Source organism: Nitrosopumilus sp. (assembly GCA_029862745.1).
Classification (GTDB): domain Archaea; phylum Thermoproteota; class Nitrososphaeria; order Nitrososphaerales; family Nitrosopumilaceae; genus Nitrosopumilus.
In genome coordinates, this window is the sequence record JAOTWS010000009.1 from 1 (window position 1) to 18903 (window position 18903).

24 protein-coding genes and 1 tRNA gene are annotated in these 18903 nt (G+C 33.2%); 8 read left to right on the forward strand and 17 right to left on the reverse strand.

Annotated elements, in window-relative coordinates; genetic code table 11:
* Position 1: 1 nt before the first annotated feature.
* Positions 2–96: transfer RNA gene (locus OEM44_09175), tRNA-Val, on the reverse strand.
* A 96-nt stretch (positions 97–192) separates the two neighbouring features.
* Between OEM44_09175 and OEM44_09180 the strand changes: the two genes are divergently transcribed.
* Positions 193–441, forward strand: a complete 249-nt coding sequence (locus OEM44_09180) for a hypothetical protein (protein MDH3516966.1) — start codon at positions 193–195, stop codon at positions 439–441.
* Between the two features lie 2 nt (positions 442–443).
* Here OEM44_09180 and OEM44_09185 read toward each other — a convergent pair whose 3' ends face one another.
* The 6 genes from OEM44_09185 to ileS form a co-directional block, all read right to left on the reverse strand.
* Entirely contained in the window at positions 444–611 is a 168-nt protein-coding gene (locus OEM44_09185; protein MDH3516967.1) for a 50S ribosomal protein L40e, read from the reverse strand.
* 31 nt (positions 612–642) lie between these two features.
* Positions 643–1560 (reverse strand): CoA-binding protein, encoded by a 918-nt coding sequence (locus OEM44_09190; GenBank protein ID MDH3516968.1) that lies wholly within the window; start codon positions 1558–1560, stop codon positions 643–645.
* The gene (locus tag OEM44_09195) at positions 1557–2663 is read right to left on the reverse strand and encodes an acetate--CoA ligase family protein (protein MDH3516969.1); all 1107 of its coding nucleotides are present in this window, start codon (positions 2661–2663) and stop codon (positions 1557–1559) included. The genes OEM44_09190 and OEM44_09195 overlap by 4 nt, the downstream gene beginning before the upstream one ends.
* A 40-nt stretch (positions 2664–2703) precedes the next feature.
* On the reverse strand, positions 2704–3033 hold the full coding sequence (locus OEM44_09200) for a hypothetical protein (protein ID MDH3516970.1): 330 nt from the start codon (positions 3031–3033) through the stop codon (positions 2704–2706).
* A 115-nt stretch (positions 3034–3148) separates the two neighbouring features.
* Positions 3149–3733: a DNA protection during starvation protein gene (dps, locus tag OEM44_09205; GenBank protein MDH3516971.1), complete on the reverse strand. Its 585-nt coding sequence runs from the start codon at positions 3731–3733 to the stop codon at positions 3149–3151.
* Between the two features lie 52 nt (positions 3734–3785).
* Positions 3786–6983: an isoleucine--tRNA ligase gene (gene ileS, locus OEM44_09210; GenBank protein MDH3516972.1), complete on the reverse strand. Its 3198-nt coding sequence runs from the start codon at positions 6981–6983 to the stop codon at positions 3786–3788.
* An 86-nt stretch (positions 6984–7069) separates the two neighbouring features.
* Between ileS and purD the strand changes: the two genes are divergently transcribed.
* Positions 7070–8332, forward strand: a complete 1263-nt coding sequence (purD, locus tag OEM44_09215) for a phosphoribosylamine--glycine ligase (protein MDH3516973.1) — start codon at positions 7070–7072, stop codon at positions 8330–8332.
* Here the strand turns inward: purD and OEM44_09220 are convergent.
* Complete coding sequence (locus tag OEM44_09220; protein ID MDH3516974.1) at positions 8323–8886, reverse strand: 5-formyltetrahydrofolate cyclo-ligase; 564 nt, start codon at positions 8884–8886, stop codon at positions 8323–8325. The genes purD and OEM44_09220 overlap by 10 nt on opposite strands.
* Entirely contained in the window at positions 8870–9739 is an 870-nt protein-coding gene (locus tag OEM44_09225) for a bifunctional 5,10-methylenetetrahydrofolate dehydrogenase/5,10-methenyltetrahydrofolate cyclohydrolase (GenBank protein ID MDH3516975.1), read from the reverse strand. Before OEM44_09225 ends, OEM44_09220 begins: the two co-directional genes overlap by 17 nt.
* 44 nt (positions 9740–9783) lie before the next feature.
* Between OEM44_09225 and OEM44_09230 the strand changes: the two genes are divergently transcribed.
* Positions 9784–10116 carry an antibiotic biosynthesis monooxygenase gene (locus OEM44_09230; protein MDH3516976.1) on the forward strand — a complete coding sequence of 111 codons (333 nt, stop codon included), beginning with the start codon at positions 9784–9786 and terminating at the stop codon, positions 10114–10116.
* Between the two features lies 1 nt (position 10117).
* Positions 10118–10438 (forward strand): cupin domain-containing protein, encoded by a 321-nt coding sequence (locus OEM44_09235; GenBank protein ID MDH3516977.1) that lies wholly within the window; start codon positions 10118–10120, stop codon positions 10436–10438.
* On the opposite strand, the gene purN is transcribed toward OEM44_09235, so the two are convergent.
* The gene (purN, locus tag OEM44_09240) at positions 10435–11052 is read right to left on the reverse strand and encodes a phosphoribosylglycinamide formyltransferase (protein ID MDH3516978.1); all 618 of its coding nucleotides are present in this window, start codon (positions 11050–11052) and stop codon (positions 10435–10437) included. The two genes, OEM44_09235 and purN, sit on opposite strands and share 4 nt — an antisense overlap.
* Before the next feature lie 434 nt (positions 11053–11486).
* Positions 11487–11909, reverse strand: coding sequence for a hypothetical protein (locus OEM44_09245; GenBank protein ID MDH3516979.1), 423 nt, complete (start codon positions 11907–11909; stop codon positions 11487–11489).
* Between the two features lie 205 nt (positions 11910–12114).
* Between OEM44_09245 and OEM44_09250 the strand changes: the two genes are divergently transcribed.
* Positions 12115–12282, forward strand: coding sequence for a hypothetical protein (locus OEM44_09250; GenBank protein MDH3516980.1), 168 nt, complete (start codon positions 12115–12117; stop codon positions 12280–12282).
* Between the two features lie 113 nt (positions 12283–12395).
* Here OEM44_09250 and OEM44_09255 read toward each other — a convergent pair whose 3' ends face one another.
* On the reverse strand, positions 12396–12836 hold the full coding sequence (locus OEM44_09255; protein ID MDH3516981.1) for a potassium channel family protein: 441 nt from the start codon (positions 12834–12836) through the stop codon (positions 12396–12398).
* Between the two features lie 402 nt (positions 12837–13238).
* Between OEM44_09255 and OEM44_09260 the strand changes: the two genes are divergently transcribed.
* Positions 13239–13820 carry a hypothetical protein gene (locus OEM44_09260; GenBank protein MDH3516982.1) on the forward strand — a complete coding sequence of 194 codons (582 nt, stop codon included), beginning with the start codon at positions 13239–13241 and terminating at the stop codon, positions 13818–13820.
* 53 nt (positions 13821–13873) lie between these two features.
* On the forward strand, positions 13874–14020 hold the full coding sequence (locus tag OEM44_09265) for a hypothetical protein (protein MDH3516983.1): 147 nt from the start codon (positions 13874–13876) through the stop codon (positions 14018–14020).
* 175 nt (positions 14021–14195) lie between these two features.
* Here OEM44_09265 and OEM44_09270 read toward each other — a convergent pair whose 3' ends face one another.
* The 3 genes from OEM44_09270 to OEM44_09280 all read right to left on the reverse strand — a co-directional run bounded on the left by OEM44_09270 (position 14196) and on the right by OEM44_09280 (position 16810).
* Positions 14196–15089, reverse strand: coding sequence for a CBS domain-containing protein (locus tag OEM44_09270; protein ID MDH3516984.1), 894 nt, complete (start codon positions 15087–15089; stop codon positions 14196–14198).
* 13 nt (positions 15090–15102) lie between these two features.
* Complete coding sequence (locus OEM44_09275) at positions 15103–15300, reverse strand: hypothetical protein (GenBank protein ID MDH3516985.1); 198 nt, start codon at positions 15298–15300, stop codon at positions 15103–15105.
* A 514-nt stretch (positions 15301–15814) separates the two neighbouring features.
* Complete coding sequence (locus tag OEM44_09280) at positions 15815–16810, reverse strand: hemolysin family protein (GenBank protein MDH3516986.1); 996 nt, start codon at positions 16808–16810, stop codon at positions 15815–15817.
* Between the two features lie 444 nt (positions 16811–17254).
* Between OEM44_09280 and OEM44_09285 the strand changes: the two genes are divergently transcribed.
* The gene (locus OEM44_09285) at positions 17255–17683 is read left to right on the forward strand and encodes a hypothetical protein (protein MDH3516987.1); all 429 of its coding nucleotides are present in this window, start codon (positions 17255–17257) and stop codon (positions 17681–17683) included.
* Here the strand turns inward: OEM44_09285 and OEM44_09290 are convergent.
* Together OEM44_09290 and OEM44_09295 are read right to left on the reverse strand one after the other, a co-directional pair.
* Positions 17607–18038: a universal stress protein gene (locus tag OEM44_09290; protein MDH3516988.1), complete on the reverse strand. Its 432-nt coding sequence runs from the start codon at positions 18036–18038 to the stop codon at positions 17607–17609. The two genes, OEM44_09285 and OEM44_09290, sit on opposite strands and share 77 nt — an antisense overlap.
* Positions 18039–18581: 543 nt before the next feature.
* On the reverse strand, positions 18582–18761 hold the full coding sequence (locus tag OEM44_09295; GenBank protein MDH3516989.1) for a hypothetical protein: 180 nt from the start codon (positions 18759–18761) through the stop codon (positions 18582–18584).
* Positions 18762–18903 lie beyond the last annotated feature (142 nt).

Genomic DNA, 18903 nt, shown 5'->3' on the forward strand with positions numbered 1-18903 from the left:
ATGGACCGGATGGGATTTGAACCCACGACCATTGCGGGAAATAATTTCCTTACGCAGTGTGAGTGCGTCATCCAAACCAAACTAGACGACCGGTCCAACGAATCTACTAAAAGACGAGTTTTTTTATCTTTAGGTTGATTGAATATATTGTAATTACCTTGACCTTTTTTACTGATTTTGAAATTGAATGCTATGTCTTTACAAGAATTTGACTCTGTGATGGATAGAATGAAACTGGCTTTTGAATATGCTAATAATCTTGGGCAATATGTAGAAGCAACCAAAATACTCTTTCAAATAAACGAACAGTTACCTGATGATGTCCAATTAAACTTTGAGGAATTGGACACTCCTGATATGGCAAAATCGTTTATCCTCAAATACGAATCTAAACTAAAATCTGCGATTGCGAATTATAGACAAAGTTTGATGAATTTCTAATTCTATTTCTTGACGCCGAGGTTTCTGTTCTTTAGTCTCAAGTATGGATTTTTGCATTTTCTACATCTTGATGCACCTATATCGTTTCTACATCCACATTTGAAACAAATTCTCATAACAAGACGTGCTTGTTGTGCAATTCGTTTCTTTTCTGGATCTGTAATGGGCATTTAATTCTCTTCTAACTCTCTCTCTTTTATTTTAATCGGATTTTTCTATCTTCCCTGCTAGCAACACTGGGACTTCTACGGGTCTCTTTGCTACTGGAATGTTTGCCTTGTTAAACATTGATATTTTTGATTCTGCAGAACCATAAGTTCCCATGACAATTGCTCCTGCGTGACCCATTCTCTTTTCTTTGGGTGCTGCTCTTCCTGCAATATATGCCACAGTTGGTTTCTTAAACCCGCTATTGATAATTTTTTGTGCCAACATCTCCTCAGAATCTCCTCCGATTTCCCCTACAATTACCAGTCCTTCCAGATTTGGAATGTCTTTTACCATTTCAAATGCATCAATCAGTCTTGTCCCATTAATTGGGTCTCCACCAATTCCAATTGTGATTGATTGACCAAATCCTGAATTTGTAAGTGCATCTGAGATTTCATAAAGTAATGTTCCACTCTTTGATAAAACTGCAATATTTCCAGCTTTAAATGGCATGGCAGGCATAATCCCGACTTTGATTAATTCTGGAATCATTATACCTGGTGTGTTTGGTCCTATGATTATTGCCCCTTTCTGGTTTGCAAGATTTAGTGCTTCCATTGTATCTCGGATTGGAACATGTTCTGGGATTGCAACAAGTAATTTGATTCCTGCTTCTAATGCTTCTTTTGCTGCAGCAAGAAAGAATTTTGCTGGAACAAAAATAATTGAAATTTTTGCTTTAGTTGCATCTACTGCTTCTTGCATTGTGTTATAAATTGGAACACTTTCTTCAAATTTTTGGCCCCCTTTGCCTGGTGTAACTCCTGCAACTACGTTAGTTCCATATGTTATCATATTATGTGCATGTAGTGAACCATACGCGCCAGTAATCCCTTGAACAATCACTCCTTTTTTCTTATAGTCTGAATCTTCAGGTTTTCCTTTTAGTAGTTCAAATATATCTGTCATTTCTTTTTCCCCATTACTGCTGCATTAATTGCCTCTTCTACTGAACTGTAAATTTTAGTTCTGGATCCTTCTAGCATTTTTTTTGCTTTTTCTGATTCAGTACCTTTCAGTCTTGCAAAAACTGGCAAATCAATTAAATTATTTTCATATGCTTTGAGAAATGCTTCAGCTACTACTGTAGTCTTCACAATTCCTCCATAGAGGTTAACTAAAATCCCTTTTACTCTGTTAATTCTGCTAATCAAAGTTAATGCTTCATACACTGATTCTGTAGTTGCACCACCACCAACATCTAAGAAACATGCTGGTTTTCCTCCGTTATCTGATAACATGTCTAATGTAGACATTACAAGTCCTGCACCGTTTCCTACAACTGCAATATCTCCATCCAATTCCACTAGTGAAAACCCACTCTTCTCTGCCTGCTCTTCAATTTCTGTTTTCTCTTGATATTTCTGTAATTCTGGATGTCTGAAATTACTGTTGTCATCTGTTACAAATTTTCCATCCAGTGCCATGATCGTGTCATCTTGCATTATTGCAAGAGGATTAATCTCTGCAAGCTCTGCCTCTTTTTCAATTGTTAGTTTTGATAATTTTTTTAAAGTATCTATAAATCCATCAGCTGTCTTTCCTTGCAATCCCATCTCGTTTGCAACCTCTCTTGCAAGTTCATCTGAGACCTCTCCTAATCCAACCTCTTTGATGATTTGGTTTTTTACTGATTCAATTTCAACTCCTCCTTCAGCCGACGCAATTATTGTATAACTCCTCTTTGAGCGGTTCAAAAATAGTGACAGATAAAGCTCTTTTTTAATATCTGCCATCTTTTCAAGTAAAATTGCTCGTGCTTTTTCTCCTTTAATTGTCAAATCCATCACTTGGGGATATTTCAGCTCAAATTCATCATCGTTTTGGCACTTCTGAATGCCTCCTGCCTTTCCTCTACCTCCTACTGGAACTTGGATTTTAATAACAAACGGATATCCTAACTGCTTTGCATGTTTTCTACCTTCTTCAATATTTTTAGAAGATATACTATCAAGCAAGTTAATTCCATACTCTCGGAATAACTCTTTTGCCTGAAACTCCAGTAGTTGCATACAAAAATCCTGAATTTAAGGGTCTTTATTAACTATGATATTATCTTAGCTGCTCATCTAGAAAATCTACCATCTCTAAAAATCTGTCTTTGCTTTTTCTCAATAATTCTTGCGGATATTCCTCAATTGTAAATACAAACTGTTGGTGAAAACTTGGAACAAGCATTCCTCCTGAACTTACCATCTGTTCAATTACATATCCTTTGGTAAGCGTACATACAATTTCTTCATATGACCCTTCTTCTTCTTCAAGAGTTTGTCTGTACAGAACAATTGGCTTATCTGTTCTTGCAACAATATTTGATCCTTTTTCTAACAGATCTGATAAATGCTGTATCTGCCATGCATCTAAACTAATCTGTTTTACCACTTTATCTTTACGTATTTTTTCTATTTAACCGTAATAAAACAACACATATTCACAACTTGTCGTCAATAAAGAACACTAGTTGTGAATCTAAAAGAAATAAAATGGTGATTGGAAGTTATGTCATATCTAGTGCTCTAGAGTGTTTTCTTGTATGTGGTCTTTCACCAGAATACTTTCGTCTCATGTGTCCTGATGGTCTTCCATAAATTAACTCTAAGAACCATGACTCATGTTCAATCTCTTCAGCTAGGATGTCTTTTGCAATATCGTATGTGGCAGGATCTTTTCCTAGTGTTATCTGGCAAATTTTATTCCAGTTCACAATTGCACCTTGTTCTGCTTTGAGACATTTCTCTAGAATTGCTTTGTGGTCTGTTGGGTTTGCTGGAAGCTGAAGGAATTCACAACCAGAAATTTTGATAAATTCGATTGCATCATTTGGAAGAGATCCACCTAATTGATAGATTCTCTCTAGGCATGATTCAAAGTGGCTAAGATCCTCTAGTCTTGCATCTTCAATAATACCTTTCAATCCCTCTCCTTCTATACCTGTACAATGTGCCCTGAGGTTGGTAAAGTAGTAGTATGCAGTAAATTCTACTGCTGCATTTTTGATTAACTCTCTTAACAACTCATCAACATCAAGGCCGTTTTGCTTTAGAACGTTAATTCCAACAACATTTGGGTTTGATTCCGACATTTGCTTTTGTGATTAATGATTGTAATAAAAATATTACATTGAATTCCAAAACTCATTCTATAGATATTTTGATTTTTTGACCATCAATATCATCATCTTTGTATTTTTTACATGATTTTGTAAAATTCACCTGTTTTACTCGCACCAAAAATGCAAGTTCATCTGTTCTCTCTTTCATCATTTCTAATGACTCTTCATCCAAATCAAGGATTGATGCAATCTCTAGAACATCTGTAGGATTGTAACCTCTCTCTTTTCGAAGTGTTTGTAGTCGTCTTGCAAGATCTTTTACTAATCCTTTTGCCATCATTTCTCTATTTCTTGATGTTGAAATTAGTACAATGTAGTTGTCTCTTTTTGATAATGCAAAGTTTTCATCAGCATGAAAGTCTATGATAAAGTCTTGAATATCTAATGAAATTATTTCGTTATCTATATTAAAATCATACTTGCCATCTTTTTGTAATGTCGATATGATGTCATCAGGATTTGTTTTATTAAATGTGGATACTAATTTTCCCATGTGTTGTTTTGCTTTTGGTCCTATTCTTTTTCTTTCTAGTTCTATTACAGCTTTAATTGGTAATCCCAATTGTTTTAATTCTAATATCTGATCCAACCCTGATTCTTTTTCAGTTTCAACAACTGTGACTTTTTCTACATTTAATTGAGATTGTAACAGTTCTAATAATGATTCTAGTTTTATCTTCATACTTCTTTCTACACCAATCATTGCTTCATTTAGTGGCCATCTTCTCTTTAGTTTTCCTTTCATCCTTGCAGCAGATGATATGGATACGATATCTTTCATAATGTCAAATGATTCTTCAATTTTTTCACTAATGAGTGATTCTTGGTATTGAGGCCATTTGTCAAGTAAGATACTTTGTTTTCTATGAAATACTGTTTGATACAAATACTCACTAGTAAAAGGACAAAATGGATGAATCAAAATATCTAGAGTCTTAAGCACATTGCTAAGTACTGCATAAATTGCCAGACGCCTATTCTTTTTTATCTCATCCTCATCCCACAATTCTCCTCTTGTAATTGGAATGTATATTTGGCTTAGATTATTGATAATGAAATCATCTATTGCTTTTGCACTTTCGTGAAATTTACATGCCTCATTTTTTTCTGTAATTTTTTTTATGAGTCTCTGAAGTTTAGATAAAAGCCAAATGTCAGGTGATATAAGCAAATTATTTTGCTTTGCCCAATCAATTGTATTTGTTGGATCAAAATTATCGTATTGGCTATTTTGTTTAAAATACAGATGCAAATTAAATAATGTGTTAATTACCTGATATGGTCTTGACATTAGTTCTTTTGTGCTAAAACTAAGTGGCTCTATTGGACTTGCTTTCCACATAAAGTAAAATCTTATCAAATCAACAGGATATTTTTCTAATAATTCTTTGCCATCCAAAACATTCCCATGGCTTTTGCTCATCTTTCCTCCATTTTCATCCAAAACATGTCCTTGGAACAAAAATGCTTTGTAGGGAGGGGTCGGGGTATTATTTAAAATTACATTTTCAATTAGTAATGTGTAGGCCCATCCTCTAGTCTGATCAATTCCTTCAGTGAAGAATGGTGCTGGTATCTCATTTGCATATTCCTCATCTGTCAATGATGAATAGGGGGCTGATCCACTGTTATGCCAAGTATCTAAAACATACTCTTCTCTTTTTGTTTTAATGCTGTTGCATTTTTTGCACTTTATTATGATATTGTCAATCCATGGTCTGTGTAATTCAAAGTCTGGACCATCAGGTAAACTGTTTGCTGCTTTTACTATCTCTTCTCTTGTAAATAACCAGTTTTTTTCATTACAATTCTCACAATTCCAAACCGGCAAAGGACAACCCCAAACCCTCTCTCGAGAAATACACCATGGATGTCTTTCTTTGATTATTCCAAGAAATCTATTCTTTGGTTGTTCAAAAAAATACTCTACACTTTCTGCTGCTTCAATTGCCTTGTTTTTGAGCCTGTCTAATTTGTAAAACCATCCTCTTCTTGCTAGCCATACTATTGGATGATGAGATCTCCAACAAAGTGGATACTTGTGTTTTATTTTTCCAATCCTTACTAGTGCGTTACACTCTTTTAGATCCTCAACTATTATTCTATCTGCATCTCTTACAAATACCTCTTGATACTTTCCAGCCTTTGATGTAAATCTTACTTCGTCATCTATAGGATTAAAGATTTTGACGTTTCGTTTATTGGCAATTTTGATATCATCCTCACCATTTGCAGGTGATAGATGTACAATACCACTCCCTGTACTTGCATCAACAAATGTTTCAGACACTGCAACATGATAATTATCTAACTTGGCATATTCATTTAATTCTGGAATTAGATTCAATAAAGGATGAACATATTTTTTTCCTTCAAACTCTGAACCTTTTGAAGTCTTTTTGATCTTATAATTTTCAATTTTTAACTCTATCATTAATTCCTCTAGTCTTGTCTTGCCAACTACCCATGCTTCATCTTCTACATCGACATATGCATAATCTTCTTGAGGTTGAAGACCAACCATTGCATCTGTAACTAGTGTAAATGGCATCGTAGTCCATACAATCAAAAATGCATCTTCATCGACTAGTTTTACTTTGTAATATAATGAAGGATCTTTTACTTCCTCATATCCTTGATTCACTTCGGCATGACTAAGTGATGTTTGGCAGCTTGGGCAATATGCAATTACCGTAAAATCTTCTTCTAAAATTCCATTCTCGTGTGCTTTTTTTAATATCTGCCATTCTCTTTCAATAAACTCATCTCTGAATGTCCAGTATGCTTTTTCATGATTAAACGACATACCAAGCAATTCGTCAACTTTTACCCATGACTTGTTAAATTTTTCTACAGTTTTTTTGCATTCAGATACTATTCTTTCTATTCCAAACTGTTTGATAGCTTCTGTTTTTCCACCTGTGACTCCTAATTCTTTTTCCACCTGCAATTCTACTGGAAGTCCTTGAGTATCCCAGCCACCATTAAACTCTATTTTTTTCCCTTGAAGTGTGTTGTATCTATACCATAAGTCTTTGATGACCCTTCCTCTAAGATGCCCTGCATGTGGAACCCCATTCATTGTAGGTGGTCCCTCGATAAATCTAATCTTTTCAGGTTTGTCTGATGCAAAAATCTGTTTTTCTAGATCAATGGATTTGATGTACTCTTTTACTTGGGATTCTATTTCCTTTGCATCAAATTTTGTAGAAAGTTCCATCTGGATTTTGATATATGGGTGACATTATAAAGCTAAATTGATTCTACAAGATTTGGATTATATAATTGGTAAAAAGATTACCTTTGTTGGTAAATATCCTGATAATCGGTTCTGGTGGACGTGAACATGCATTATCTTGGAAATTGTCTCAAAGTGACAATGTAGAAAATGTTTTTACTGCACCTGGTAATGGTGGAACTCCAAACAATCTTCCGATTAATATTGATGACCTAGATGGATTAATCAATTTTGCCAAAAAGAATAATTGCTTTACTGTAGTGGGCCCTGAAGCTCCACTGGCTGCAGGAATTGTTGATAAATTCAATGAAAATAACCTCAAAATTTTTGGACCATCCAAGCAAGCGGCTCAACTAGAATCAAGTAAAATATGGGCAAAGAATTTCATGAAGCGTAATGATATTCCTACATCTAGATTTGAAATTTTCGATGATGCTCAAAAAGCGCAAAAATATGTAGAATCACTTGATTATAATGTAGTCGTAAAGGCTGATGGACTTGCATCAGGAAAAGGTGTGATTGTATGCAATAATAATGAAGAAGCAAAATCTGCCATTGAAACAATTCTGATAAAAAAGACATTCGGTGACGCAGGAAATCGAATTATTATTGAAGAGCGAATTGACGGAATAGAAGCGTCATACATTGCACTCTCTGACGGTAATTTGGCTATTCCTATGGCAACAAGTCAGGATCATAAGAGAATTTTTGATGATGATAAAGGACCAAATACTGGTGGAATGGGTGCATATTCACCTACACCGATAATTGATAATTCACTTGCAAAAAAAATCCAAGAAGAAATTATTGATAAAACAATAATTGCCATGAAAAATGAAGGCATCCTCTTTAAGGGATTTTTGTATGCAGGTATAATGATTCGTGATAATAAGCCATTTGTTTTAGAGTATAATGTAAGGATGGGTGATCCTGAATGCCAACCTATTATGATGAGGATGAATTTTGACTTGTATGATTACTTTGTAGCAAGTATTGAAGGAAAATTGTCTTCAATGCCTCCACCTACTTGGAAAAAAGAATCTGCTGTATGTGTTGTTTTGGCATCTAAAGGATACCCAGAATCATATCCTACCAATGAGGAAATATCTGGATTTGATTCTGTCTCAAGTGATGTTTGTGTATTTCATGCTGGAACAAAACAACTTGATGGAAAAATCCTTTCAAATGGTGGACGTGTTTTAGGTGTCACGGCATTAGGTGATTCATTGGAATCTGCAATTTTAAATGCGTATGTTGAAGTTGAGAAAATATCTTGGCCTCATAAATATCACCGAAAAGATATAGGTCAAAAAGGACTATCTTATTTATGAGTTTGAAAAATTCTATCTTCTGTTGCAATCCAATCTATGATTATATCGTGCTCTAATTTTGGAATTTTCTTTATGATTTGTTTTTCCAACGTTAGAGATATTGTTACAATTTTATTTTCTGCTAAAAATTTATCATAGAATCCATAACCGTATCCTAACCTGACTCCACTTTGAGATATTCCTACAGTTGGAACTAAAATTACATCCAGGGCATTGTCTATTGGACAGCCATCTTTGGGCTCCATGATGTCAAAATTTCCTTTTTCTAGGCTTGAAAAGTCTGTTATTTTTCTAAACTCCATCTTATCTCCGATAACTTTTGGTAAAAAAACATCTTTTCCCTCACTGATTAATTCTTGGATGATGTTCTGTGTCATGATCTCACTTCCTATTGGGTAATACACTCCAATTTTTTGTGCATTTTTGAATGCATAGACTTTTCTCAATCTTTTTTGAATTTTATCACTTGCAATATTCAATAAATCAAAGGATGTGTTATCTCTTTTTTCTAAAAGAAAATTTCTAAGTGCTTTTCTTTCAGGACTGCCTTCCAATTTCATTGCTCAATGATGCTGCTGTAACCGTGTTCTTTAATAGCATTGCAACTGTCATGGGTCCGACTCCTCCTGGAACTGGTGTTGCAAATGATGCCTTTTGAATAATCTGATCAAATTCTGAATCTCCAACCAATTTCTCATTGAATCTAGATATTGCAACATCAATAACTATTGCCCCCTCTTTTATCATTTCTGGAGTTAATGTGAATTTATTTCTGTCTCCCACTGCAGTAATAATGATGTCTGCAGACTTGCACATCTCTTCTAAATTTTTAGTTTTAGAATGACATGTCAAAACTGTTGCATTTTTTTCAAGCAATAAATGATATAGTGGTTTTCCTACAAGATTGCTTCTGTTAATTAACACTATGTTTTTCCCCTCCAAATCAATTCCATGATATTCAAACATCTCCATCACCCCTGAAGGTGTACATGCAACTAGGACAGCTTTTTTCATTGCAAGCAAACCTACATTGTGTGGAGTCAGACCATCAACATCTTTTATTGGCGAAATTCTTGATGTGGTAGAAAATTCATCCAGTTGTTTTGGCAATGGAAGTTGAATGAGAATCCCATGAACTGAATTATCTGAATTCAGATCATCAATAATTTTGTTTAATTGTAACTGAGTGATATTTGCATCAAGTTTGTGATCTTTGGTTAGAATTCCTACTTCCTCACATGCCTTGTGTTTATTTCTAACATATGTGGCAGATGCTGGATTGTCTCCAATTAAGACCGTAGCCAAACATGGATTAATGCCTTGTATTTTGAGCTGATTTACCGCTTTTTTTATTCGGTCTTTGACTGATTTTGCGATAACTGTACCATCGATTCTAATTCCAGTCATAGGTTTTTTTTGATTTGTAGATATTTAATCCTTGGAATTTTTTAATGAAAATCATAGAAAAGAAATTAAATGGTGTTTTTTATAGTCATGGTATGTTTGTAATGATGGCAGATATCCAACTCAAGGAAGGTGCAGAAGAAGGTTTCAAAGATTGGTTCTCTGAATCAAATAAAGTGTTATCAGGTTTTCCTGGATTTATATCTAGAAGATTTTTGAAATCAAATGACGGGAGTTACAGGATAATTGTCGAGCATGAAAGTAAAGAGACTTTTATCAAAATGCATCAAAGTCCTGAACATGAAAAGATTCATCCAAAAGGACATTCATTCATGAGTGCAGATCCTATAAGAAAAACATTTACTGTAGCTGCTGAATAGATTGAAAATTGAGTTTAATCTAGACGATTATGTTAAAAAAATAAAAAATAAAAATTCATATTTTGATACTTTTGTCAATAGAGATAGTCTTGCTGTAGGCGTGTTGGTTCTTCAGCCTGAAGAAAAAGATACACAGGAACCTCATCAAAGCGATGAAATGTATTATGTGATTTCAGGTAACGGGTATCTCAAAATCAAAGACAAAAATTATACTGTTTCTAAAGGGAAATTATTTTTTGTTGCAAAAGAAGTTCCACATTTTTTTCATGGAAATACCGTGGAACTCAAAGTATTGTATTTCTTTGGAGGTCCTGATTCTTAACTGATAATAATCTGTCTACCTGAAACCTTAATCTTTTTTCTGGCAAACAGATTCACTGCTTCTGGATAAATTTGGTGTTCTTCTTTTAGAATTCTTTTTGATAGTGACTCTTCTGTATCATTTTCTTTAATTTTTACAACTGCCTGAATTATTATTGGCCCTGTATCCATTCCTGTATCTACAAAGTGAACCGTACATCCTGAATATTTTGCACCGTATTCTAGAGCTTGTTTTTGTGAGTTTAGTCCTGGAAATGCTGGCAATAATGCTGGATGAATGTTCATAATTCTATTTTTGTATTTTTTGACAAATTCTGGAGTGATGATTCTCATAAATCCTGCAAGGCAAACAAGTCCATTTTTTGGAGTGACTCCATATTTTGATAGCACTGCCATCACTTTTTTATCATACTCTATCCTGCTTCCTGCAAATCCTTTACTCTCAACAATTTCTATGCTGACTCCAAGATTCTCTGCAATTTTTAGCCCTTTTGCATCAGGTTTGTTTGATATAACAACTACAGGTTTTATTGGAATTTTTTTTCTTTTGATTGATTTTAAAATGGACTCCATGTTGCTCCCACGACCTGAGATTAAAATTCCTAAATTTAACAACTAGTCAATGCTAGATCAAACCTGCATAAAGTCTATGCTAACCTTAGATAAAATACTAGTAATTCCATAATGTGTCATGCAAAGATCGCATCTTCTATTCATTAATAGCATCTATAGCAAGAGATATTGTGTGTTCGTCTGTATAGCCTTGATGCATTTCTAAAATGTTTCAAATTATGTAATTATGACAGTTTTGCATCAATGGATCCCAATATTGCAGATAATGATTGAGGACTATATAATGGAAAAAAGACAGGGAAAATCCTGCAGACCATAAAATACCTAATATTTGGACTAGAGTTATTCTGTGATACTAACGATCTCATGGTAAGCTGGAATAAAATTAGAAGATTACTGCACATCAAAAAAGAAGATAGGTTTCAAGGCGTATTCTACTGAACAGAATAAAAAATACAGCCGGTTTAAGAAATAATCTATCTACTATCAGTTTTTGAATCTGTCTTGTTGCCTGTTTTTGAATCGGCGTTGTTATCTCTAACTCTTGTTGAAAACTCCTTCAAGAATTTATTATATGACTCCATCATGGATAATCTCATATTCAGATATCTACTGAATAATTCATTTGATATGTCAATTTGTGATGCATAAAACTTGGAACCTATCTCCAAATAGTTATCTAACAACTTTATTGATTTTTCATCCATCCCAAAGTTTCCAAATATCTTGTTTTCCAGGGTATAGTCAATATCAAAGATCTCCTCTAACAATTTCATATACTCCCTTGAAAAATCAGAAAAGGACTTTATCTGAAGGGGAATACGAGACTCTAATTTTTGCATTACTTTCATAGTATGTTTTTCCATCACTTCAGAGACTGATGGTTTTATTTCAGACAATACGTCTAAGAATGCTCTTCACACATTTTAACTTGTATTGGTGTAAAGTCATTTTTTGTAGAAAATTCTTGAGATAATTCATGATGGTTTTATTATTACTATTTATACACATCATTGTCCAAATGCAATGATTGCAGCAGATGGAAAATGCATATACATCTGTAATATGTTTTCTGCCTTTTTATTATAATAATAATCCCATTCCATGAAGATAAAATATCCTGGTTACTCTCGCAGATTTTTACTCGCAGAAGATGAAATTCTTTTTAATTATGACATTGACTATGAACATGATAAACGATTTGTTTTGGCGAGATTGCAAATTCTCAAGTTAGTATGGAATAATGATGCATCCACAACGGATAACACATGAATGGAATTCTGTTTATCTCTTTTGTGTGTTACTGGCATAACATATCATAATATGTTTTACCATCTTCCCAGAATAATTATTAGAAAGTGATTGCGTTGAATTCTAAACATTCTCTAGTATTTTTCAGTGCAGGTATTGTCTTTTACTTCATTATGTAGTTCTTTGAGCATAGATATCAACAATTCAACTTCATGTTTCTCTAAATTCTCAATATTGTTTATTTTTTTAATGATCAAAGACTTTGTAGAATCCTCCACTGTTTCCTGTTTTTTTAGTCTTGAGCCGACAAGTCTGGCTCCTAATGCCGAGATAAAAGTACCTATTATAGAAATACCGACAAACATCAATGCGATTCCCATCAGCCTTCCGGCGTCGGTAATTGGAACAACATCCCCATATCCTACAGTAGTTACTGTAGCTGAAACCCACCAAAACGCATCTATTAGATTAGTAATTTGAGCATCTTCGTGAGTAGATTCAATAAAATAAATTCCAATACCACTGCTACTAACAACCAATATAGAAATTACTAATAGATAGATTAGTAGTCTCAATAGAAATACTGGACAAATAAGATACTAAAAACTAAAATATGATTTTCAAAAGAGAGAACCTCCTTGTTTTTTATTATATAATAGTTATAGACAAAACGCTTGTAAGATAATACTCAATATAGTTTTTACTTTTCTTTCCAATTAGAAATGCATGAAGAACTAAAACTTTTCTGATATGTATTAATCGAATTACTTGCAGTAAGGATTTCTATCTTCACAAGTTTCAATATCTTTTTCATGTGTCTCCTGATTTGACTGGTCTGGCTCAGTGATACCAGTACCATGATATCATCATTTCAATTTTCTTTTAAGCAATCATAGTGATTTTCAAAATTAGTTCTAGCACCTTTAAACTGAATATTGGCAATGCATTTAATTTTCTATTTCTTATACATACGCTGCTTGGAAATCATAGAGTTTGTCAAAAACCTAGATCTTGTCTTTTTGGCAGTTTTAGGAGGGCTTTTTCTTGCAGCCATGAATGTTCTAGGGGCGACAAGTGTTTTTCTTGTAAAAAACATCTCTTCTCAAATCATCAATGCATCTTTGGGCCTTGCTGCGGGGGTGATACTAGCTGCAAGTTTCACTAGTTTAATTATTCCTGCTACAGAAATGAGTGGAATTTTACCTGTATCTATCGGACTTGGATTGGGCGGATTTTTCATTTTTCTAGGTGACAAATGGATTGGAAAACTTGGAATTCATAGTTATAGTCCGACTCATAAAATTTCTACACGACGAATGCGTGGAATCATGTTGTTTGTTTTTGCTATTACCAACCCTTCTGGAAGATTATGCTTGGCAGTTGGCGTAGGATTTGGTGCTGAAAACATTGCAAATGCATTGGTGTTAATGTTTGCCATAGGAATTCAAAACATACCTGAAGGGATGGCAGTAAGTTTTTCTCTCTTATCCACAGAAAAATATTCCAGAAAAAAATCTTTTTTTATGGTTTTTTATCTGGAGGTGTTGAAATACCTCTGACTCTTATAGGTGCATTTTGGGTATCTACATTTACAGCGGTACTCCCATATGCAATGGGTTTTGCAGCAGGTGCAATGGTGTTTGTAATAGCACATGAAATAATTCCTGAATCACAAAAAGAAAAAACAAATTCATTGCCCACTATCATGTTGATGGTAGGTTTGATCATAATGCTTATTCTTGATGTTTCCTTAGGTTAAAACTTACAAATGTATGCAATCTATTATTTCCAGATACATGTATTTCTAGTGGAGAGTGGATTAGATTAACAAAAATAATGTGTTAGTATTGATGAGATAATACTTGTAATGTCTGATTTTTATTTATTATTTTGATCCGCTAATACAATATCTCAGCATAATTCATAAATGAAATTCAAATTTTTCCATGATCTGCTATGACATTAACAATATCTGATTTTGTTATTATTCCTATCAATTTTTTACCTCGTATTACAGGAAGACCGCTAATTCCATGCCTAATCATCAAAATTGCGGCCAGATACACCATATCATCTGGAGAAACAAAAAATGGGTTTTTTGTCATAATGTCTTTTGCTAAAAATGTAAGTAAATAGCTCAAATTGTTTACATTGAATTCATTAATTTTAGAGTTCCAAAATATTTCAGCTCTTTCCGCAGGACCCGTAAACTCTTTGTATACATCAAAAGTCTTTGCAGGAACAAAGTCTCGATAAGTAATAATCCCTACGGGGATTTTATTTTTTGATACGATCAATCTTCGGATGTTGTTATTTAGAAGAACACTTTGAACTTCAAAAATTGAGTCATTGGGAGATACTGTGATTACTTTTTTTGTCATGATTTTTGATATTGGTAATCTTGCAGTACTTATCATAAGAAAAGTGGAAACAAGATCTGTTTTTGTAATGATGCCTACTAGTTTATTTTTATGACTCTTTACGATAACTGAACTAATACAGTGCTTTTTCATCAATTTTGCACAATCATAAATTGAGTCATCAGGGTATACGGTAACCAAATCTTTTGACATTATGTCTAGAGCAAGAATTTTTGTAATGGGTTTCCCATTGAAAACTGAAATACTTTTTACAATATCTTTTTCAGTAATAATCCCTATTGGTTTTTCATTAAATTTAACAATCAATCTTCCAATTCTATGTCGTATCAAAATATCTTTTGCATCTAATATGTTGGTATTTGGAGTAATTGAAATAGGCTGTTTGATAATTGATTTTAGGTCTATGGGAGCATTTATTAAAAATTTTGGTTGTCTTTTACGTTTCATCGCAATTCATTATTTATCTAACTGAAACTCGCTTTTTAGGACTTTTTCGTGCAGGTCTATCAGGTTTTTCTTCTTTTAGTTTTGATTTATCTGTAGATATGCTAACACCTTTTTTTTGTCCTTTTCGTCTAACATCGTTTCTAATTTTTTCATCTTTTTTTAATTTTTCCAATTCTTCTGAATTTATTTTACGGGTTATGTTGGAAGTCATGTTTATGTATAGTTAATCTATGTATTTAATCTGATTTTCAATTTCATTTTTGAGAATCTTGATTGGAGTTTAACTGCTAAAACCATCTCTTAAAATCATGGGTGATTCTTGCAATTGTGGTTCTTGTGGTCATGAAAAAATTGAAGAATGTTATACAAAACAATGTGCATGTTGTTTAACTGATCATCAAGGTGCATTTGCAAAAAATAGATAATGTATCATAAATTGTTAATGAATAAACTCTGTCTTAGAAATGTTATTAAAATAACCAATCAACTACTAGCCCTATTGTTCATTAAACATCATATTTCCAAACATTGCTTTTCATCATTTTTATAATTAAAAGAAAATCTTTGTTACCACCAGTGAAAAATAGATATCATGATTATATTTCATAATGTGTAAGGAGAACCATGACGTATTATGTTTAGTATTGAATAAAAAATTCTTTACGAAAAAACAAAGGATATGATAAGAATAGGAGACGGCATTATGCAGAATTTACGAACATATACTATCTCCTTTTAGTCTCCCCCATTATGTCGCCTACTATTTCTTCAATGAGATCTTCTATTGTTATTATTCCTTCAAGTTTTTCTTCATTATTCAGTACCACTGCCATGTGGGAGTCTTTTTTCTTGAGTTCGATGAGGAGATCACTGATTTTATCACTTGAATAAACAAAAAAGGGTTTTCGGGCAATTGTGCTTAATCTAGTTTTATGAAATTCTTTTTCAGGTAGTTTTGCAATATCCCAAATGTGTAATATTCCTACAATGTTTTCAGGTATTTTTGTAAAAACAGGAATGCGAGAAAATCCTTTTTCTTCAATTTTAGATATGACTTCAGATAGAATCTTTTTGCTGTCAAGCGAAAATATCTCTCTTTTTGGAGTCATTACATTTTGAATTGACGTATCATCAAATTTCAGTGCATTGTGTACTAGATTACGCTCTTCTTTTTCTAGAGTTTTTTCCGTATATCCTTGATCAATGACTTCTTTGATTTCTTCTTCTGTGATTGGTTTTAGATGAGGATAATCTCCAGATAATTTCATTATAGTTTTAGTAATGTGTTCTAGAAATATTACAAAGGGATACATCATATAGGTAAAGCCAAGCAACACCTTACTGAATCGCAGAGAGATTTTTTCGGGATTAACATTACAGTATGTTTTAGGTAGTATTTCTCCAAATATCAAAATTACAAATGTCATTATCCCGATTATAATTCCCACACCTTGACTTCCAAGTAACTTTATTGCAACATCTGCAGCTAGAACCGAAGATGCTACATTGACTAGGGTATTGCCAAGATTTACACTTGAGGTCATCATACTGGGATTCATCTTTAACTTGTAGAGCGGAGAAGAACCTGGAACTTGTTGTCGGTATAATCTAATCACTTTGGAGCGCCTTACTCCTACTATGGCAATCTCCAATCCGCTAAAAAGTGCATAAAGTCCTATGAGAATTACTATGGAGATAATTTCAATTTCAACGTATTCCAACTATGAGATGATGATTTTCTGATAAATTAAATGATGCTTAGAATACTAAATTTGAAAACAATCAAGAAATATCTGCATAGAATTTATTTTACTGAAACAGAGATTGTCATCGAAAAATACAATGTGCAAAAGTAACTCTATTTTCCTAACCTCTCAAATACATATACCAAGCATTCCTTGCTTGAATGAATACAATAAATTAATTTTCAAAAGGAGATTTACATAAAAGGATTTAGCAAATTGTTTGTAGACGTCACCCCAAACTGTTCTGGAAACCTATCAAATATCTCCTTTGTATGTTTTTGATCTCGATTTTTACTGCTTACACATACATTGATTGAGAGCCTGCGGCAGATTCTGGAAAGTTTGAAAATATGATTCCTACCAAAAATAGAATACTTGCCGCGCCATATATTGTAGATACTCCCAGTATAATATTCCAGAATGAATCCTATTGATACTATTACACAATTGAGATCAAAACAAAGTAATGGTGAAAAACATACCGGTGTTGATGTAATTAATGGAACTGTTGCAGATTTTGAGAAACTGAAAATTATGGAACCAGTCAAGGTCAAAGAGCAAATAATAAAAGCAGCTACTGAGACTGCAAACATGATATTACGAATTGATAATATAGTTGCATCATCATCAAGAGGCTCTGCAATGCCACCATCGCCAGGGGGAATGCCTGGACTATGTATGGCGGTAAATAGATTACAAGTCTATGACCTGAAGTTAAGCAATGGTGCAAAGAGGATTCAACTTGAAAACATGTTATTAAAAAAAGGACCATCTATTTTACAACCAACACTGGAACCTTTGAATTATTTACTATTCCATGTGCAACACTTCCAACATAGTTTGCTTTAGGTGATCCTAATCCTCTTGAACCAATAACTATGACATCAAATTTACTCTTGCTGGCAAATCCTACTATCGTATCTACGACATTTTTTGAGGAAGCAATTTTTTCATGAAATTCTATTCCGTGACGAGCTGCGCTAGTTTTGGCAAATTCTATGAATTTTTTTCCCTGTTTACTTAGTTGTGCACGGTATGATTTTATGTTTATTTCATATGATGGTGGAAATTCTGGCAATACATGAATTCCTGTGATTATTCCTTGTGATTGTCTTGCAAGAGATATGGCCTGATTTAATCCACGTATAGAGTTTGCAGAGCCATCTATCCCAACAAGTATTTTTTTGTATCTATTTTGAAGCATAATGACACATATTATTTGCTAAATAATAGTATGAACATGAATCTCAATATTGAAATTAACTATATAATTAAATTAAAAGACAAACTAACAACGCTTTATTTCACTAATATATGAGTTGCAAACGTCCAATGTCTTGATTATTATTTGGAATATTACTTTAATGAATTCTTGTAAATTTAGAAGGGCCAAAAACCATCATCTACAACTTCTCCATAAAAAGATCTGACGATTTTAAGACAAATTGGTAATGGAAAAAATCCATGTATCAATTAACATATGTCTTAAACATAGCATACAATATATCATCTGAATTCAAAGAAATATACAGACGTCTAAAATGACATCTTTTTAGAAACTTTATACTAGTCATAATAATTAATTTGGTAATTTTTAGATGGTGTTTTAATTGATATTTTTCCCACAACGAGGACATCTTTTCACCATCTCAAGTTTAGCATATGATTTTTGTATGTCTTTTGATGATAAAGCCAAGCATATATCCCATGGACTAACGACGATATCTTTGTAGATTACATATGGGTATTACATCATATCCATTACTGAACAAAGTTTGTCAGGTGAGAGATCTTCTGTAATGACTTTGATATGATCAAATGTGAATTTGTTAATTGGGACATCCGGTAAATTATCAATATCCTTTTGATATTTTGTAATTCGTGAGAGTCCTTCAAGAATCGTTCTGTCACTGATAAACTGGTTCAATAGTAACAGCAAAAGTTGTACCTAAAGATATGGTTGTGATTACGGTAGAGTCCGTAGTCTAACATTTTACATTCTTTTCTGGCAAAAATCGTGAAATATTTCTTTTAGTAATTGTTCTGTAAACAAGGACCATTTCATTCCC

Bases quoted from the DNA above. Each gene is read 5' to 3' on its own strand.
- OEM44_09270 (MDH3516984.1), bottom strand. From the start codon at position 15,089: ATGAAACGTAAAAGACAACCAAAATTTTTAATAAATGCTCCCATAGAC.
- ileS (MDH3516972.1), bottom strand. From the start codon at position 6,983: ATGGAACTTTCTACAAAATTTGATGCAAAGGAAATAGAATCCCAAGTA.
- OEM44_09285 (MDH3516987.1), top strand. From the start codon at position 17,255: ATGAATCCTATTGATACTATTACACAATTGAGATCAAAACAAAGTAAT.
- OEM44_09185 (MDH3516967.1), bottom strand. From the start codon at position 611: ATGCCCATTACAGATCCAGAAAAGAAACGAATTGCACAACAAGCACGT.
- OEM44_09250 (MDH3516980.1), top strand. From the start codon at position 12,115: ATGAAGATAAAATATCCTGGTTACTCTCGCAGATTTTTACTCGCAGAA.
- OEM44_09190 (MDH3516968.1), bottom strand. From the start codon at position 1,560: ATGACAGATATATTTGAACTACTAAAAGGAAAACCTGAAGATTCAGAC.
- OEM44_09195 (MDH3516969.1), bottom strand. From the start codon at position 2,663: ATGCAACTACTGGAGTTTCAGGCAAAAGAGTTATTCCGAGAGTATGGA.
- OEM44_09290 (MDH3516988.1), bottom strand. From the start codon at position 18,038: ATGCTTCAAAATAGATACAAAAAAATACTTGTTGGGATAGATGGCTCT.
- OEM44_09180 (MDH3516966.1), top strand. From the start codon at position 193: ATGTCTTTACAAGAATTTGACTCTGTGATGGATAGAATGAAACTGGCT.
- OEM44_09265 (MDH3516983.1), top strand. From the start codon at position 13,874: ATGGGTTTTGCAGCAGGTGCAATGGTGTTTGTAATAGCACATGAAATA.
- dps (MDH3516971.1), bottom strand. From the start codon at position 3,733: ATGTCGGAATCAAACCCAAATGTTGTTGGAATTAACGTTCTAAAGCAA.
- OEM44_09230 (MDH3516976.1), top strand. From the start codon at position 9,784: ATGAAAATCATAGAAAAGAAATTAAATGGTGTTTTTTATAGTCATGGT.
- OEM44_09275 (MDH3516985.1), bottom strand. From the start codon at position 15,300: ATGACTTCCAACATAACCCGTAAAATAAATTCAGAAGAATTGGAAAAA.
- OEM44_09225 (MDH3516975.1), bottom strand. From the start codon at position 9,739: ATGACTGGAATTAGAATCGATGGTACAGTTATCGCAAAATCAGTCAAA.